Below are 17,198 nucleotides of genomic sequence, written 5' to 3'. Positions count from 1 at the left end.
AGTAAAGGCACGCACTTTCTTTCAGACTCTATTGTACTGGCTCAGGCAGGATCGAGTAAGAACAATTTTAGAGATGTTGGATAGGAAAGAGGCTATAACTAAGCCCCTTGTATGCATTATTTAAGTCCCACATTCACAAAATGTGGGGTTGACCAGGCAAGATGTCCGTGGGCGGCCATCAGGTTTCCGGGGAGAACAGGGGCATCTTTCGATTGAACGATTCGCCAGTAGAACCAGTGTCTGCCAGGAGGTAAACCAGTTAAACGAAGTTCAGTGCTGAATTCTTTTGTTCCCGTGCCTTTGAATGTTTTGATCTCCTTACCATTGTGAATCAACGTGGCCGAAACAACGGGACGTGTACCGATTGCTTGCAGAGATAGATTAACCGTACCATCTTGCGCTGTGATTTCCTCACCCATCAAGGCACCATTGGCGCGCGTATCGACAAAGAACTGAGCACCGTTTGTGGCAAAGCAGCGGCGTTTTTTTAAGGCGTCGAGAATCGATTCCGCCGTTAGCTCTTCGGCGTAGATGCCCGTCAAGGCACCACTCAATCCGGGAGCGCGTCGATGGGAATCGCCACAGGCCACAAACGCTAGGTTTCCGCCTCGATTGAGGACGCCGTGAAACAGCTTGGGAACACGGGCGATGTAATTACTCCAACCCGAGGTTAATTCCATACCCACTTCAACGGGATGTCCCGATGGTTTGAAGGCCGGGTGTTGTGTTAAGGTGATGCCACCCGTTTTTTGAACGGCTATATTCAATTGGCTGATGTCATTTTCGACTTCAATGAACCGCACGACAGGTCCGCCATCCGAAGGATAAACAACACTACGGTGATTAGGGTAGGAACGATTTTTATAAGGATGCGTCCAGTTACCAGGATCAGCAGCTTTTGCCGTTTTGACTCCGGGTATGCGAGACGTCCATTCATAGCCCGGCAGCGAAAGAAATTTCTGCTCTTGCGTAAACGCATTCGCGAAGAAGTTACCCAGTTCGTATTCGTATTGTGTTAACGGGACAATGTAGAAATCGTTATTAGTAAAAACAACCACATCCAGCGCGGCCCGATCGCGGGCGTAAACGTTCAACTCATCGGGTTCCCCCTCGGCATCAGACGAGAGATTGTTGTGACAATGCATGTCTGCCCAGAACAGTTTTAAAGTTTTTCCATCGGCTTGAATCGTCCTTCGCGTGGTGACTTCCCGCTTAATGGGAAGCTCAATTGGCTGCCAGCCTGCCCATTGTTCCTGTTCAAACTTCGTTTGCTTTTTCAAATCACCGACGAGACGATGATACACACGACGTCCCCCGCCAAACACATTCGAAGCCAGCAGAGCAAATTTGTTATCGATCGCTTGTTCGGGGTGTGCCAGATGATAATCAACCTTTCCCTGATACAACACAGCCGCAGGCTGTAGTATGTTCTGTTGAATGCGACGCCCCACCAGGTCTCCCCGTGGCTTGGCCGTCGATCCGCGATGGTCTGATTTTCGTTCCCACAACAACCAGACATCGTCTCCGTCAGCGAGTAACATCGGAGCCGTACGTCTGCCGAGATAACCGCTGGTGGCAACCGGTTTGGGTTCGATCTGCGCCATCAAGCCTTGTGTGAGTTCCGCTGCGACACGGTTCCCCTCTGCATCTTGAATCTGTTTCCACCCCTGTGGACCACGCTTCGCGACATGCAGTGTATGCCACTGACTGATCACCCCCGGGCCGCCGATCACATCCTGTTTCTGTAACCAGGCGACGAACAGACCTTGTTTAGTGGAAAGAATCGTTGGCTGTAAACCGTGCCTCTCGGCTGGGGATATTGTTTCCATCGGACCGATTTCTGGGGCGACTTTTCGCCCAACGACATTGTACCGCTTGTAACGATACTGATCCCAGACCACCCACACATTGGCTGATTCGTCAACAGCAATCGCGGGACGGAATGCATCCACCGTGTCAGTCGAAATCGTGAACGGTTTCTGCCAGTCCTTCCCTTTAAGCACACGACCTTGAATCTGAAAACGTCCGTTCTGCCTTCCGCTCCAGGCGATCATCAGTTGATCGTCGGCAATGCGGGTTGCCGTCGGTTGAATGGTATCGACTTCAGTTTCCGAAACGATAATCACTTTCTGCCCGATTCCCGCCTGATACTCACGTGCCAAAATTGTCCAGCCCATGGGTCGCTTTGCTGACCAGACAACCCAGAGGGTATCGCCATCCATTGAGACCACAGTCGGATGGCCATGCACGGCTCCCTGTTTACTGACAGTTTGAATCGGTCCTAGTGTTCCGTTCGCTTCGATTTTACGAAGCAGAATTTGATCGCGACTATTCTTGAACGCATTCCAAGCCACCCACGTGGAGCCATCCGGCACCATCACCGCGGAAGGATGAGAGTCGTAGGTTTTGCTGTCTTCGTTGATAATGACATCGGCGGCGATCTGCGAAAGGTCAACAGGAACCGGCTCTGCACTCGGCAAGCTCTGCATGTCACACAGTAAGAGACCAGACAGAATGACAAAGGGAATGAGTGAGGAGAATTTCTTGATCACGGTTGTGGTCTCTCTGTGGGAATAAGGGGAGGCTCAATGGGGCTAATTTTGACTATATTCCAGAAACGCAACGAGAGCTATTATAACATTGAGTCTAACCCTGTGTGTAGCATGTAAAGGTCCTTCGCGATTCTTTTGTACTTTCCTGCTGAAGAATCGTTTAACATGATTCCTGCAATACGATATTATTGAACGCAGGAGATCGTTTTATGATCAATCAAATGATTTGGATGCGGCTCTTACATACATTGTCAATCACTGCCATGACAGGTATCTGGTTCCTGTGGTTGTCATCCCTTGCTCTATCAGATCCAATGACAAGGTCTTCCCATATAGAAGAATATTCAATTTTGATCTCGACAACACTCTTTGGTGGAATCGGTCTATTTATCGGTTTTATCGTGGGATTAGTTACGTGGGATCAAGTCGTAATCAAATATCAACTTGACGAAAGAACGGTCGCTTTGAGTTATGTCGTGTTTACCCTGGTGGGGCTGTTAGTCTGCTCTATTTTGAAAAGTGTAATATATTAGTATTAACGAGCATCACGCCCTTCTTTCTAGCAAATTTTGCCTACTCTCTACTAGGTCCGAAAATCAAATTTAAGGTTACGTCTCGCATATGTATCGGCTTTAAACCCTTTTCGTTCATTTTTGTTTCTAAATATTGATAGGCTGAAGATTCCGGAACATTGAGTAGACCCAAGAGTAGATGTTCTGTTCCAATATAGGGCCATGCATTATCCTTATAGGGCCAAGAAGTAGGCAGCATTTTTTGAAAGAGATCTCTTCCTTCTTGAGCCGCACTTTCATAGACAAGTTTCGCGGGGCCGGATAATAATGGAACCTCACGAATCCCACACTTTCGCCACGTTTCGTATTCTTTACTGGAAGGATAATTAATTGCTTCACGCAACTCATTTTCAGCCTGGATCTCAACAGAGGCCAAAACAGTTCCGGCGATTCCATCGCGTTCCAGCAACAACCCGTGGAGTAAGTGTATTGGCAGAATTATTTCACAGCCTTCGAAGGTTGCGACATCCCGTGCAATTGCCAGCACCTTGTATGTCCGATCGGTGGGAAGTATGTCTGTTTTCATCATTACCCCTCTACAGATTCAGCTCATAGCCGTAGATTTCCAGCGAACGTTTTTTTCAAAGTTGAGACCAATTCTTATTTCGTTCTGGTTGACACTACAATATCAACTGGGATGATAAAATCTGGTTCTGATTAATCATTTCAATCTACTTACTGTGGAGAGACACCATGTTTCACATTCCCAAAACCATTTTCTTTAGCCAAATGTTTGGTCTGTTACTCATTGTACCTCTGCAAGCTGGTGAAATCCCCACTGGTTTTGAAAAAATCTTTAACGACAAAGACCTCACCAACTGGAATGGTTCAGACAAATATTGGTCAGTTGAAGAGGGGGCGCTCACGGGCAAAGCGGATGGCAGTTTGAAGTACAATCGTTTTATCATTTATGAAGGTCAGCCTGTTCGCAATTTTGAATTACGAGTGAAGGTCAAAGTCTCTCCCGGCGGTAACAGTGGCATTCAATATCGCAGTAAGAAGTTTCACAATCTCGGCGACACCGTGCTCACCGGTTATCAATGCGATGTGGTTTCGAACCGTCCCGAATACAACGGCATGCTGTATGAAGAAAAAGAACGGCGGATTCTCGCCCGTACCGGGAAGAAAGTCATCATCGACACGGCGGGACAGCCCTGGGTGGTCGGCAAGCTGCCGGTCAAAACCTTCCCTGCGGGAGAGTGGCACGATTTTCGAGTTCTGGCCAAAGGCAACCACCTGCAACACTGGATCGACGATTATCAAACAATCGACGTGATCGACCTGGACGAAAAAGGACGCGACCTCGCCGGCCTATTGGGAGTACAGGTCCACGTGGGACCGCCGATGACAATTCAATACAAAGATTTTTATCTCAAACGACTACCCGATGACCTGCCCCTCATCACAGCCGACGAAGCACCGATTCCTAAAACCGCCGTCAAAGTCGTCCCTCAAGGGGGAGGCAGAAAAAAACGGAAACCCAAACAATAGCGTTAGCAATTCCTACAGCGGAGGTAGAAGTAATCTTACAAGAGATTGATCGTCTTGCAGAGACGGTTGAAGATGCTTCCGGTTAGTTTGACTACCACGAAAAACGCCAAAGGCACGAAAACGACCTTTTTTTACGTTTTCAAATTCGTTCTTAGTACAAGTGCCTTTTTAATACGTCCAGTGAATAGATGGTATCGCGCCAGCGAACGCCATCATGCAGGCGGGGCACCAGAAGGTGAAAGTGAGTGCCAGTCAGGTGTAGAACAGGAATGAGACAGACAGACTGTCATTAAGCAAGCCTCGTCTGCTATTGTCGAACTAGCTGATAGAAGCTTTCTCATGAACGGCCACCGCACCACTCTTTCATTTTGAATTTTCAAATTATTTTGTCAGTTCTTGTGTTATAATCATGGTCTTCATTCTCTTTTTATTCCACTTTTTTAGGAGATGTGAAAATGAAACCGAAAATGATGATCTTGGGGGTTTTCTTTTCATTAGTCACAGTTTTCGCAATTGTGGTGATAGTGAAATCTAAGTCACAACCAGCAGCGATTGAGAAAAAACAGAGGCAAGCCGCTTTAGCTTCTAAGAAAAAAGGGAAACCAAATTTCTTAGGTTTGGGACTACGCGTCGGCTTAGATAAAACGGGAGAAATCTTAAGAGTCACAGGCAAGGATACAGTGAGAGGCCAATCTGTTATTCAAACTTCTAGAACTAGCAAAGAAGTCTTCGAATGGATTGTGACGCAAGAACCACAAAAATTACATTTCGAAATCGTTTACATGAACGAAGATGATACAGCTCTACTTAAACAACTGCCGGATCTTGAAGAAATCACATTCATCAACACGAATGTCGGAGAGAGGACAATCCAGCATTTATCAAAAATCAAATCGTTAAAACGCATTTCTATACAAAATGGGAATATTACAGACCAATCTATTTTTATCTTCGCCCAAATGCCAGGTCTTGAGTTTCTCACATTAGAGCGAAATCGATTTTTACCCATGGCCGTAGGTCGTCTTTTAAGAAAGTTATTACCTGAAGCTAAAGTGGAGGTAACATAGATTGAAATCATTCAAAACGCAGAATATCTTGGCCAATGAATCAACAACTCAATCTAAATAAAAAGCCAATTGCGTAAACTTATTATCAATACCTATTAAAAAAATTGTGGGCTGTTGCTCATCTTTTATTTCATACTATTTTTATCAAGCTTCCGGAGATGAGAAAATGAAACCGAAAATGATTGCCATAGGAATTCTCTTTTTTATCATCGCGAATTCCATGAAAGCAGAGATCTATTCCCAAGGAGCAGATACTCAGAAAAAGAATGAGCCATCAGAAATCATTCATGAAGAAACAGTAAAAGAGAAAGAGGTTGTTTTTAACTTCCCCTCTTCAGGTCTTATTATCGGTCTACATGAAAACAGAGAAGCCTTACGAATCTTAGGTAATGGAAGTCCAATAGGCCCCCCACTCAATCAAACATCAAGAATCAATAAAAATGTATTTGAGTGGATCGCTTCCCAAAAGCAGATAAAAAAAATATACCTGGAAATTGTTTTTTTCAATGAACATGATGCAGCAGTGCTGGAACAGTTGCCTCATCTTGAAGAAATCACACTGGTCAATACGAATGTTGGAGATAAAACAATCCAACATTTATCAAAAATGAAATCATTAAAAAACGTTTCCATAAAAATGGGAAATATCACAGATCGATCTATTTCCATCTTTGCTCATATGACAAATTTAAAATATCTCGTATTGGACCGAAATCAATTCTTTCCTTCAGACGCGATCAGTTCTATGAAAAAATCTTTACCGGGAGCGAATATTCATGTTTATTAGAGTGACATCAATAGGGATGTAGATGGACCAACTCCAATTATTTCTATCACTCAGAGTCTCAAGAATTCTTTTTGGCCTGGTTTCTAAATCAACAATCTGTACAAGCGAATTCGGCCCAAGCGAATAATTTAGCTCAAATCTGCAAAATTCTGCCAAGAAATAGCATCCCGTATCGAATGACACCCGGGAAGTGAGCCTATTTCGAACAATCGTTATCGCCAGATCTTCCATAGACCATGCACGATAGAAAGGGTTTGTCATGAATCGACATCGCAATCTCGCCGTTCTGGCACTCCTGGCAACACTAACGTGGAATCATTCTCGGGCTTCGGCAGAGGTCTTCGAGAAGGAGTTGGCCGTCGATGAAACGCTCATGATTTCAAATAAGGATCTCCCCAAAGGATGGGTTGTGGCTTCTGATCCGGAGCTTGTCAAATTTGGTAATCGCTGGTGGATGTTTTTTAATTCGATTCAGCTCGACTTTGAAAAGGGCCTGCCCATTCATGTGCTGGCTGCGAACCTGCCCCCCGGTGAACCGCTGAGTGCCGCCCCCTCTAAATGGACTGTGCAACCACATCCGGTGATTTCACCAGGCCCCAAAGGTTCGTGGGATGATCGCACGATTGAAACCACGAAATATGTTTTTGGATACGATGCCACAGCCAAAAAGTTTGTGGGCCGGTTGTACTATGTTGGCTGGCCGACGCAGAAAAATGGACAGAAACATTATCAGATCAGTTTTGCACAATGGGACGACAAACAGAAACGCTGGGTGAAACATGGTAAGCCCGTTGCCACCGGTACGGAGCCTTGGGAGAGGATGAATAATTCCAGCTTCATCGGCGATCAATCGGTTTACTACGAAGCAGGCTCAGGAAGAGGTGGAGCGGACGGCGTCTGGCACATGTGGTATCAGGCCGTCAGCAAACCAAAGGATGGTGGTGCTTCCCTTGTGCATCTTACGAGTCAGGACGGAATCACCTGGGGAAACAAAAAAAGACTAACGCATAAAGTACCGTTTGCCAATCAATTTGTGAAAACGGGGCCCTTCTCGATCGATGTACTTGTCAAGAACGGACGCTACTACTTTGCCGGGTTCCTCTACAACCAGCAGGACCTTTCCAAACAAGGACTCTGGATCACGGAATCCAGCACACCGGATGGAAGTAAGTCAGGCGACTTTTCAGAATGGCATCCACTCATTTTTGAGAACAACGGTGTGAAATGGCACGACTCCGGTCTGGTAAGTTCAAAATGTCATGTCACAGGCTTGTTCGCGCCGACGTTACGAGAAGAGAACGGCAAAGTGTGGATGTTTTATCATGGCTATTATCGCACCGGTGAGGTGAAGGATCCGTGCAAAGACAAATCGAAGAATAGCGGAGTGATTGGCCGTGCTCTGGTGAAAGATTTCACTAAAATTGGACGATAAGCTTTGCGCAGAGAAACACTCGATTCACCTCATGAATCCAATAAATAAAATTGCCAACCGGAGCCGAACGACTATAGTACTTCAGGACACCATAATCTGTACGTTTTTTAGAGGACCTGAACGATGTTTGGCTGGTTTCGCGGCGATCCCAAAAAGAAATTAGAATCACAATACGCGGCGAAGCTGGAGCAGGCGCGTGATGCACAGCGGAATGGGAACATTCAGGGCTATGCGTCTTTGATGGCAGAAGCCGAAACGATCTTGCAGGAAATTGATCGTCTTGCAGAAACGGTTGAAAAGAATTCTGATTAATTCGCTACCGCTTCTTTACTACCACGAAAAACACGAACGACACGAAATATTTGAGCTTTTAGTATAAGTGTTTTTTTAGGACATCGAGCGGGTAGACCGTATCGCGCCATTTGACGCCGCCGTTTTTGAGGGTGATCCAGGCGGAGCGCCAGAAAGCGAATGTAAGTGCCAGCGAGGCGTAGAGCAGGAACGGGGTGATACGGATTCCTGAACGAAACAGACTCCCCAATGTGGCGTAGCTGAGATGTAAGAGGAACAGAGCTACAACAAAGCCGGCGGTCTGAGCGATCGGAAACAGGAAGGGCATAACAAACGGGATGAAAAACAACAAGACGTAGAGTGATGTGACTGCTGTCAGACGTTTCAATGAATAATTGAGGGAAGCGAACGCGTTCTTTTCGACCCCTGTGATGACTCCCCAGGCCGAGGGTTGCCAGCGGACTTTGAGCTCTTTGATGCCCAGATAGAAATCCTGTTTGAACTGATGCTGTTTGACCAGCTTTCCAAGCTTGATGTCATCGATCACATCGAGCCGAATGGTTTCAAAGCCTCCAATGCGATTGTAAACCGAAGTGCGGATGAGATTAAACGCCCCCACGCCAATATAAACGTGCTGCCATCGTGAGGGGACCAGCCAGAGATATGTGCCTGCTGCTAACAGAAAACCAAAATACGTTACAAACGCGGATTCAATGATTCCTCCACGTGCTAATTGGGGAATCAAACAGAGATGATCGAGTTGCTTGTGCAGAAAGATTTGCGTGGCGTTCGTGATCGCCTGCGGATCGAAGACGATATCGCCATCGGTAAACAGCAATAAGTCCCCCTTCGCGATTTTCGCTCCCTGATGCATGGCGTGTGATTTTCCCAGCCAATCGGACGGCAGCTCTTCAATCTGGAGGACCTGCATGGAAATTTGTTCCTGCGCTGCTACTTTCGCTGCGACACGCTCCATAATCGCGCCGGTTTCGTCTGTCGAACGATCATTGACGGCGATAATTTCGAGGCGGGGATAATCGGTGGCCAAGAGCGAGTTGAGTGTGACTTCGATGGTTTCCGCTTCGTCTTTGGCGGGCACAATCACGGAAATCAGCGGCCAGGTTTCGGGAGCTTCGGTCTGAGCGACGCAGCGAGATAAACGCTTGCGCACCATCATCACAATCGATGGCACAAGTAACACGGACCAGAATACGACGGTAGCCCAGCCCCAGAATGTGATGAACGATGCTTGCATCAGGCGTTGCCTTGTTCTTTGTGCTAAAAATGAGCTGCGAGCCGATCAGTGACCAGCGAACCGATTCTTAATGAAGACGTAGCGGCTGGTGAGGGAGCGTTCAACACGTTAATCATGCGGTCGGATTCATCGATGAGAAAGTCGTCAATGATATTCCCATCTGGCCCCAAAGCTTGTGCGCGAACACCTGCGGGAGCGGTTTCCAGATCCTCGGCTTTGATTTCGGGGATCAGATGTTGTAGTTCTTTAACGAACGCAGATTTGCTGAGCGAACGCCACATTTCTTTGACGCCCGTCCTCCAGTATTTGAACGCCATCTTCAGAAAACCCGGATAGGTGGCTGATTCAAACATGTCACGGAAATTGATATGCCTATTTGAATAACCTTCACGGGCAAATGCCCAGACCGCGTTGGGGCCACATTCGACGCCGCCGTGAATCATCTTTGTAAAATGCACGCCGAGGAAAGGAAATTCAGGATTCGGAACGGGATAAATCAAAGCACGACACAAGTGTTGCGCCTGTGGTTTAAGCACATAATACTCACCGCGAAAAGGAACAATTTTGGAATCAGGCCGCGCGCCACCCATGCGGGCCACGCGATCGCTGAACAGGCCACCACAGTTGATGACGTGCTTCGCAGAATACTCTGCCAGTTCGGTCTGAATCGTGATATAGTCGGCGTGATGCCGAATGCCTGTCACCTCGGCAGTGGTCTCTACCTGATTGTCTTTTTCCTGAATCCGTTCTGCCAGTCGGACAGCGACCTGTTTATAGTCGACGATGCCGGTTTCCGGTACATGGATTCCTCTGATGCCTGCGACATGGGGTTCCAGTTCTTTGAGCCGTTCCTCACCGATCATTTCACAGGTCACGCCGTTTTGCTGACCGCGGTCAAAGATGTTGTTAAGGGAGGAGAGTTCACTTTCATCGACGGCGACAATCACCTTACCACATTTTTCCCAGGCGATTTCTTCGGCATCGCAGAAGGCTTCCATCTCTTCTTTGCCTTCACGACAGTTGGTGGCCCTTAATGACCCGGGTTTATAATAGATGCCCGAATGCAGCACGCCGGAATTGTGTCCCGTCTGATGCTGGGCAACCTGGGTTTCTTTTTCGAGAACCAGGATGGATTTGTCAGGAAAGCGTTGTGAGATCCTCCAACCGGTGGCTAATCCGATAATGCCGCCGCCAATTATTGCTACATCTACTGTTTTCATGGATGACTTCTATACTCAAATGGAAAGCAGACTCTTATACTCCACAATACAACAACTTCAATCTGGGTCTCTCTCACCTTCATTGACATCATAACTTAGCAGGATCAAGGCGGCAGGAAAACAATGGTTGAGCAAGTTCGCAGTTATTTAGAACAACATCAAGATCGTTTTGTGAAGGAACTCACAGATTTTTTAAAAATCCCCAGCGTGAGTGCCGATTCGACTCTCAATTCCGAAACAAGGCGCGGCGCCGAGTTTGTGCTGAAACAACTTGAAAAAGCGGGTATTGAAAGCCAAATCATCGAAACAGCCGGGCATCCAATTGTGTACGGTGCCTGGAAAAAAGCCGAGGGAAAGCCGACCGTTCTAGTTTACGGGCATTACGATGTGCAGCCACCCGATCCATTGGATCAATGGATTACGCCCCCCTTTGAACCCGACATCCGAGATGGTCACATTTACGCCCGTGGTGCCACGGATGATAAAGGGCAGATGTATACACACATTAAATCGGTCGAAGCGTGGATGAAAACCCACGGCGAACTGCCGGTGAATGTCGTCTTTGTCATTGAAGGCGAAGAAGAAGTGGGCAGCGACAATCTGGATCGCTTTCTGGAAGAGAACAAGGATCTGGTCACCTGCGATATCGCTGTCGTCAGTGATACCAGTCAGTATGCACCGGGCATTCCCGCGATTACGTATGGCTTGCGTGGCATTCTGGCTTGCGAAGTGATTGTGCAGGGTCCAAGTCAGGACTTGCATAGCGGTGTGTTTGGTGGGGCGGTGATGAACCCCGGAAACGGCTTAGCTAAAATGATCGCCGCCCTGCATGATAATGAGGGGCGAGTACAGATTCCTGGCTTTTATGACGGCGTGATCGAATTACAACCGGAAGAACGTGCGCAGTTTGCGGCTCTGCCCTTTGATGAAGCAAAGTTCATGAGCGACCTCGGTGTGAATGCCGTCAGCGGAGAAGCAGACTTTTCCACGTTAGAGCGTCGCTGGGCCCGGCCAACCTGTGATGTGAACGGCATGATCTCCGGTTACACGGGAGAAGGCCCGAAAACCATTGTGCCTGCGGAATCGCGGGTCAAAATCAGTTGCCGTCTGGTTCCCGGTCAGGATCCGGTGGCACTCACCAAAGCGCTGGAGCAATACTTGCGAGCGCAGTTACCGACCGGCTTGACGATGGAGTTTGTTGATTTCCATGGATGTAACGCGCTGGTCTTCGACTTCAACAGCCCGTATATGAGCGCCGCCAAAACGGCGATTGAGCAATCGTTCGGCGCGGCTCCAGTAATGATCCGCGAAGGGGGTTCGATTCCCGTTGTCGAAACGTTCCAAACCGTTGTCGGCGTGGAAACTCTGTTACTCGGCTGGGGCCAGAACACGGACAACCTGCATAGCCCGAACGAACGCTTTGCCCTCGAAGCTTTCCGCCAGGGAACGTTAGCCAGTGCCCTGCTCTGGCATGAACTGGCGGGTGTAACTGTTTGAGGTTTTTACTACCACGAAATTCACGAAAAGCACGAACTACAGTGACGCTGCCGAGATCGTAACCATCACTTGTGCTCAGGCTTTTTTCTCTTTACTCATGTTTACTCGTGGTGATGTTGATGGTCGTTTTTATGATCCAACGTTCCTGTAACCGACTTACCGTCAAGTTCAAGAGTTAAAGTGACCTGAAAATCATTGAGTAATTTGAGTTGCTGAGGCAGTTCTTCAAAAGGAAGCACAAATCTTGAGGATTGGGAATCTGGATCTCCTTCCAATGGAGATGCAACAAAAATGACAGGAATATCCTGGTCACCGGTATGAAAGGTTGCCTGAATGTTTTCAGAGTCTATCGAATAAGGCTTGTGGGTTTTCGCATCAATGACATGAATTTCAATTTGATTTCTCTTACCGCTGGATAAAAATTCTAACTCAACACCACTGTTTTTAGGTAGCTGGATGATGTGTCTATGGTGTTCGTGATGTGTGTGATGTTTATGATCTGTGTGAGGTTTAAGCGAACTCGTCTCTTCCAATTCCTGGCTACAGGCGGTAGTGATACATGTCAACACCAGCAAATAGACCCAATTTGTTGGAACTGTTTGCATTGAATGAATTTTTTTCATGATCGTTTTCAAGATAGTATATTTAGAATTCACCAGTAATTTCTCCGTCACTACGGTGGGCCAGCCGTTGAAACAGCCCTGACTGGTGAGAAGAATCTGAGTTTCGAAAATCTACTTTGTCAGACAGGAAATGAACCGAGCCGTCAGCGAACAGAAAATTTGCTCCCCCCGGGTGATGACTGCTGAAATTGGCAGACCCCGTTCCATCACAGTCAATATTGACCGACACGCTTCGTTGATTGAGGGGATAAAATGCCGTGCCTAACACCATCTGATTATCAATAAAGCCACAATCATTGACTGAGTTGACTCCTGGCCAGACAGCGGCATAATTTTTCCAGCTTCGCTCACCTAGAACAAACGTATTACTGGTTCCATCGGTGATATGTTTCCAGGTCACTCGAGTGTTACGACCCAACACACCGTTTCCTTTAAAGTCTTCGTCAGACCAGTCACTTTGATTTGGTTTCCAGGCGCTTCCCAGCGAACCGACATAACTTGATTTACCAATTTTGATCGGCATAGTCGTCACAGGGGGAGGATCGGGAGTCGGTTCCGGTTCTGTATCATCTGTTGGGTCAGGAACTGGAAAAGGGGATGGTTTTGGCTTTCGTCTTGGTTTTGGTATAGGAAAAGGTATGGGTGGACGGGCATGAGCAATTACTGACATTCCAGAAAATCCACGGACTACAGAAGGGGTAAGAAATACCCACATGAATTGGGAAGAAACATCAACGTTTGGACCTTTCATTGATTCTGGCTTTGTCTGCGTGAGATATTGTGGAACCAACAATTGCCGATAGGAATGAGAAAGAAAAGAACCGGAATCGGAGGGACACAAGAAAATCGATAACTCCGTCTGGTAGAAGCGTATCATATTTGGGTCTACAACCGATTCAGTCAGGGATTGCTTCTCAAGATTGATGGTATCGTAAAGAGATTGTTTTTCCAGATAAGGTAACAGGAACGCACCCCATGCCCAGCTTTTGGTATATTGATCCTGACTTAACTCTGCTGTGTATCCAGGTGGAAAACACCCGTGAGATTTCGAATACAAATGCATGCCCAGCCCCAGCTGCTTCAAATGATTTGCACAACTTGCTCTACGCGCAGCTTCTCTCGCCTGTTGCACAGCCGGTAACAGTAATGCAATTAAGATTGACATGATGGTTATGGCAACAAGCAACTCGACTACGGTTAATCCACGGCAGCCTGTTTTAGTTTCAGGTCGATTTGTCTGCATTTCTTTATGCCCGCGTTAGATAAAAAATCAAAGTTTTTCTCGCACGTGTCGAGATTATGAAAGGATCTCGACTCCATGCAGATGAAGAGTGTCACCATCTAGTAATTTTCACCATCACCTCATCCGAAGAAGAGCCTGATAGAGAACACATTTGATAGACGCTCAATATAAAATAGCGACACCATTTCTACTTTATCGATCAAATCACATAATTAATGCATCAGTATAGTACAGTATATAGCAAATGAATTGCAATAAAATTATAGTAAGATTTGTGAACTATTCGAGATAGTCCAGTAATCAAGTTGTTTGATCGAAAGGACAGAATTCATCTATTCGTTGATCTGAAATGGATCCGTGTAGGTCGACCAGACGTCGGGCCCCTGTATCCATTCCAAATCCTGAAGTAGACATTGATTCAATACTTTTCGAATCTCTGTCTCATCCATTTTAGTTCCAATAAATACGAGTTCCTGACGACAATCTCCATAGTGGCCCTCGTATTTTAAAAGTATTTCCCTCGCATGCTCTGCGTCCACATTTTATTCACCAATGACACTGCAGTCTTCTAGAATGATCTTCGCTAGTGTTGCTGCAATTCAAAGGACCGTCGTATTGATCAGGAATCTATAAATGAGTCGTACTAAAATTGTGATTGCCAATAGCAAATCCAACTTAAACAGTGCCCTCAATAAACAACAATCGAAACGAACATGAATAAAAGCACTTAGAACCAGGTGAGAGATCGCCAGAAATAGTGGAAGGCAAAGACGGACAGAAAAACAGCGTAGCCGGGAGAACGCATGATCTGAATTTCAAAATGGCGCGTGCTTATTTGTTGCAGCAAAATCAAAATGAAAGTCATGAGGGAAATCGTAAGCATTGCCTGCCAGCCATAGATCATTCCACATAAAATGAACGCATAGTTGATACAGTTTGAGTATGTAAAATCTGACAACCCGGTTTTTCTGATGATCCAAACGAGTACAGGAGCAATCAGCGCTCCGGAAACGGCACCGCAGAATGATGAAATCAGCACAACGCTTCGGTGAGGAGCTTGCGCAGCATGAAGATTCGATTTGAGGGGGATCAAGTCCGGCCAGATCAGAATTGCGATGAATACGATACATAAACATGTCAGCAGTGAAGAAATCGGGATGCGAAAGCCATCCGCATTAATTAACCCCCAGCCCAAGATGGAAGTCAGCATGAAACAGTGCAAGAGGTACAGCCGGACCAGATCCCATTTGGTATAAAACAGAATCCAAAGCACACCGTTGTAAAGATTAGGATCTCGAAAGGGAATATTCGCACCACCTGAAATGAGTTCTCGAAAGTAGAGTATCAAAAAAATAGCTGCTACAGAAAACTCAACCAATGGATATCGGATATTAATGGGCGCCTGGCAGTCACGGCATCGCCCCTTGAGACGAAGCCAGCTTATGATGGGAATATTGTCAGAGAGTTTTATGGGTGAGCCACATACTGGACATGAAGATCGACTGAATGTGAGAGGGAGGTTCCTGGGTACGCGATAAACAATGACATTCAGATAGCTGCCAACCGCTGCACCGAGCGCAAAAAATGAGACCGTTGCAAACAGACTTGTTACATACAACAAAATCAGGTCGTAAAGAAACTGATCTTCCAGCTCGTTTGACGAGGCCGTGCTTTGTAGTGTCGAGTCCTCAGAGAAAAATTCAATCGTAGGAAGAAACAGAAAAAAAACGATCAATAACACAGATAACGACCATATTAACAGCTTAAACATCGGAAATGATGGTCTGTTATGCATTTTGATATCGTTAGTTTTCTGGAGCTAATTTGAATAGATCTAATAGAAGCAGGATCAAAAGCATTACTGCGACAACAGGAGCAGAAAATGGTCCATGATAAAACAAGTTTGTTTCTGAAGTTTTTTCTGCATAAAAGAATGTAAAACACAACAGAATCAGAACCAGTAAATGAAATACCATATTCTGAGAACGATTCTGAGAGTTAACAGCTGTTTTTAAGACGATCCATAAGTTGCTTATAAATAGCACTACTGCAAAATAGGGTTCCGTTATCTGCAGTGCCCAGAATAGACATCCCAGGATCGCGCTCATCATCAATATCATATTTGTATATTCGATGAACATCTCGTGATCTACTTTGCCAAGGGGAGTCCAGCTTGAGGAAATGCAGAATGTCTATTAAACAGCTGCCGTACCACGTTTGAATCACCTTAAGAAAGCTCTTCAACTGTTATCTGTATTTGATTTCATTTGTACGATACTAAAACTGATCATAATAAACATTGACATTAATTGCAATTATTTTGCATGTGTATTTATTGTGTGAATTCATGTAATAAAAAAAGAACTCAACCAGATTAGTTTTAGAGACTTACCAAACTGTAATGATACTGCCGTTTATCACTGAGACCTTCATGACCGCTAGGCTTTCTGGATCGAAATAGATGCACGTCGAGTTGTATTTATCGAGTTCGATTGCAAAACTCTACATGATTCATTCCATTAAATTTGGAGTGGAGAATCGGGTAATGCGTTAGCACTGCCAAGTCAGAAGCGTATCGCAGTAATCTCAAATCAGGGATTTCCACGGACTCTTAACCCTCATGCAGTCAGTGATCCAGTTTAATGCGTCTTGATTTTGAACAAGTGATCCAAAAGCTTTCAATACTGGCCAGACTCCGCGAATTCGATCCTCAAATTATTGGTACTCCACCACTCGGGATCGAACTTGAAACCAGCGACATAGACATTGCCTGCTCAGCCAATAATCTTGCGCGTTTCAAAGATGTAACATCAACCGAATTCAGCACATTTAAAAATTTTCAATGCCGCAATTCTTATTTGCAGAACCAACACTCGGTCATCGTTCAATTCCAGGCATATGATTGGGAGATTGAGCTGTTCTGCCAAACAATTCCCGTAAATCAACAGTGGGGTGTTCGGCATTTCAACATCGAACAACGACTCCTCAATCTCGAACCAAAGTTAAGAAGCATTGTAATGCAACTCAAACAAGAAGGACTGAAAACCGAACCAGCATTTGCGCGTGCGCTTGGATTACCGGGAGACCCTTATGCGTCGATTCTAAACCTTGAGAATATGAATGACACCGAATTAGCACATCTGATTGGCAACAGGTCGTAACGATTCC

16 protein-coding genes are annotated in these 17,198 nt (G+C 46.0%); 8 read left to right on the top strand and 8 right to left on the bottom strand.

Annotation, left to right across the window (positions count from 1 at the left end):
- Positions 1-116: 116 nt before the first annotated feature.
- The gene (locus V144x_RS09040; RefSeq protein ID WP_144984501.1) at positions 117-2,552 is read right to left on the bottom strand and encodes a CehA/McbA family metallohydrolase domain-containing protein; all 2,436 of its coding nucleotides are present in this window, start codon (positions 2,550-2,552) and stop codon (positions 117-119) included.
- Between the two features lie 209 nt (positions 2,553-2,761).
- On the opposite strand from V144x_RS09040, the gene V144x_RS09035 reads away from it, so the two are divergent.
- Entirely contained in the window at positions 2,762-3,085 is a 324-nt protein-coding gene (locus tag V144x_RS09035) for a hypothetical protein (RefSeq protein ID WP_144984498.1), read from the top strand.
- 40 nt (positions 3,086-3,125) lie between these two features.
- Here V144x_RS09035 and V144x_RS09030 read toward each other — a convergent pair whose 3' ends face one another.
- A complete protein-coding gene (locus V144x_RS09030; RefSeq protein WP_144984495.1) occupies positions 3,126-3,653 on the bottom strand; it encodes a Clp protease N-terminal domain-containing protein in 528 nt (175 codons plus the stop codon).
- 164 nt (positions 3,654-3,817) lie between these two features.
- On the opposite strand from V144x_RS09030, the gene V144x_RS09025 reads away from it, so the two are divergent.
- The 5 genes from V144x_RS09025 (at position 3,818) to V144x_RS09005 (ending at position 8,213) form a co-directional block, all read left to right on the top strand.
- Complete coding sequence (locus V144x_RS09025; RefSeq protein ID WP_144984492.1) at positions 3,818-4,615, top strand: 3-keto-disaccharide hydrolase; 798 nt, start codon at positions 3,818-3,820, stop codon at positions 4,613-4,615.
- A gap of 455 nt (positions 4,616-5,070) precedes the next feature.
- A complete protein-coding gene (locus V144x_RS09020; protein WP_144984489.1) occupies positions 5,071-5,682 on the top strand; it encodes a hypothetical protein in 612 nt (203 codons plus the stop codon).
- A 166-nt stretch (positions 5,683-5,848) separates the two neighbouring features.
- Positions 5,849-6,469, top strand: a complete 621-nt coding sequence (locus tag V144x_RS09015) for a hypothetical protein (RefSeq protein WP_144984486.1) — start codon at positions 5,849-5,851, stop codon at positions 6,467-6,469.
- A gap of 259 nt (positions 6,470-6,728) precedes the next feature.
- Complete coding sequence (locus V144x_RS09010) at positions 6,729-7,901, top strand: glycoside hydrolase family protein (protein ID WP_144984483.1); 1,173 nt, start codon at positions 6,729-6,731, stop codon at positions 7,899-7,901.
- A 123-nt stretch (positions 7,902-8,024) separates the two neighbouring features.
- Positions 8,025-8,213: a DUF6435 family protein gene (locus V144x_RS09005; protein ID WP_144984480.1), complete on the top strand. Its 189-nt coding sequence runs from the start codon at positions 8,025-8,027 to the stop codon at positions 8,211-8,213.
- Positions 8,214-8,271: 58 nt separating this feature from the next.
- Here V144x_RS09005 and V144x_RS09000 read toward each other — a convergent pair whose 3' ends face one another.
- Together V144x_RS09000 and lhgO are read right to left on the bottom strand one after the other, a co-directional pair.
- Positions 8,272-9,447: a glycosyltransferase gene (locus V144x_RS09000; protein ID WP_144984478.1), complete on the bottom strand. Its 1,176-nt coding sequence runs from the start codon at positions 9,445-9,447 to the stop codon at positions 8,272-8,274.
- Between the two features lie 23 nt (positions 9,448-9,470).
- Positions 9,471-10,667, bottom strand: a complete 1,197-nt coding sequence (gene lhgO / locus V144x_RS08995) for an L-2-hydroxyglutarate oxidase (protein ID WP_144984475.1) — start codon at positions 10,665-10,667, stop codon at positions 9,471-9,473.
- Between the two features lie 123 nt (positions 10,668-10,790).
- Between lhgO and V144x_RS08990 the strand changes: the two genes are divergently transcribed.
- Entirely contained in the window at positions 10,791-12,164 is a 1,374-nt protein-coding gene (locus V144x_RS08990; RefSeq protein ID WP_144984472.1) for a dipeptidase, read from the top strand.
- Between the two features lie 101 nt (positions 12,165-12,265).
- Here the strand turns inward: V144x_RS08990 and V144x_RS08985 are convergent, their stop codons facing one another.
- From V144x_RS08985 to V144x_RS08970, 4 genes are all read right to left on the bottom strand, one after another.
- Complete coding sequence (locus V144x_RS08985; protein ID WP_144984469.1) at positions 12,266-12,787, bottom strand: hypothetical protein; 522 nt, start codon at positions 12,785-12,787, stop codon at positions 12,266-12,268.
- Positions 12,788-12,809: 22 nt separating this feature from the next.
- A complete protein-coding gene (locus V144x_RS08980; RefSeq protein WP_144984466.1) occupies positions 12,810-14,030 on the bottom strand; it encodes a DUF1559 domain-containing protein in 1,221 nt (406 codons plus the stop codon).
- A gap of 332 nt (positions 14,031-14,362) precedes the next feature.
- The gene (locus V144x_RS08975) at positions 14,363-14,569 is read right to left on the bottom strand and encodes a CobW C-terminal domain-containing protein (protein ID WP_144984463.1); all 207 of its coding nucleotides are present in this window, start codon (positions 14,567-14,569) and stop codon (positions 14,363-14,365) included.
- 188 nt (positions 14,570-14,757) lie between these two features.
- Positions 14,758-15,825 carry a prepilin peptidase gene (locus V144x_RS08970; RefSeq protein WP_144984460.1) on the bottom strand — a complete coding sequence of 356 codons (1,068 nt, stop codon included), beginning with the start codon at positions 15,823-15,825 and terminating at the stop codon, positions 14,758-14,760.
- 847 nt (positions 15,826-16,672) lie between these two features.
- Between V144x_RS08970 and V144x_RS08965 the strand changes: the two genes are divergently transcribed.
- Positions 16,673-17,191 (top strand): DUF4269 domain-containing protein, encoded by a 519-nt coding sequence (locus V144x_RS08965; RefSeq protein ID WP_144984457.1) that lies wholly within the window; start codon positions 16,673-16,675, stop codon positions 17,189-17,191.
- Positions 17,192-17,198 lie beyond the last annotated feature (7 nt).

Source organism: Gimesia aquarii (genome assembly GCF_007748195.1).
Classification (GTDB): domain Bacteria; phylum Planctomycetota; class Planctomycetia; order Planctomycetales; family Planctomycetaceae; genus Gimesia; species Gimesia aquarii.
This window is presented reverse-complemented; position numbering and strand designations above follow the sequence as displayed.

What these genes read in the sequence shown, in the direction of transcription:
- V144x_RS09035 (WP_144984498.1), top strand. Translation starts at nt 2,762, where the DNA reads ATGATCAATCAAATGATTTGGATGCGGCTCTTACATACATTGTCAATC.
- V144x_RS09030 (WP_144984495.1), bottom strand. Translation starts at nt 3,653, where the DNA reads ATGATGAAAACAGACATACTTCCCACCGATCGGACATACAAGGTGCTG.
- V144x_RS09025 (WP_144984492.1), top strand. Translation starts at nt 3,818, where the DNA reads ATGTTTCACATTCCCAAAACCATTTTCTTTAGCCAAATGTTTGGTCTG.
- V144x_RS09020 (WP_144984489.1), top strand. Translation starts at nt 5,071, where the DNA reads ATGAAACCGAAAATGATGATCTTGGGGGTTTTCTTTTCATTAGTCACA.
- V144x_RS09015 (WP_144984486.1), top strand. Translation starts at nt 5,849, where the DNA reads ATGAAACCGAAAATGATTGCCATAGGAATTCTCTTTTTTATCATCGCG.
- V144x_RS09010 (WP_144984483.1), top strand. Translation starts at nt 6,729, where the DNA reads ATGAATCGACATCGCAATCTCGCCGTTCTGGCACTCCTGGCAACACTA.
- V144x_RS09005 (WP_144984480.1), top strand. Translation starts at nt 8,025, where the DNA reads ATGTTTGGCTGGTTTCGCGGCGATCCCAAAAAGAAATTAGAATCACAA.
- V144x_RS09000 (WP_144984478.1), bottom strand. Translation starts at nt 9,447, where the DNA reads ATGCAAGCATCGTTCATCACATTCTGGGGCTGGGCTACCGTCGTATTC.
- lhgO (WP_144984475.1), bottom strand. Translation starts at nt 10,667, where the DNA reads ATGAAAACAGTAGATGTAGCAATAATTGGCGGCGGCATTATCGGATTA.
- V144x_RS08990 (WP_144984472.1), top strand. Translation starts at nt 10,791, where the DNA reads ATGGTTGAGCAAGTTCGCAGTTATTTAGAACAACATCAAGATCGTTTT.
- V144x_RS08985 (WP_144984469.1), bottom strand. Translation starts at nt 12,787, where the DNA reads ATGAAAAAAATTCATTCAATGCAAACAGTTCCAACAAATTGGGTCTAT.
- V144x_RS08980 (WP_144984466.1), bottom strand. Translation starts at nt 14,030, where the DNA reads ATGCAGACAAATCGACCTGAAACTAAAACAGGCTGCCGTGGATTAACC.
- V144x_RS08970 (WP_144984460.1), bottom strand. Translation starts at nt 15,825, where the DNA reads ATGCATAACAGACCATCATTTCCGATGTTTAAGCTGTTAATATGGTCG.
- V144x_RS08965 (WP_144984457.1), top strand. Translation starts at nt 16,673, where the DNA reads ATGCGTCTTGATTTTGAACAAGTGATCCAAAAGCTTTCAATACTGGCC.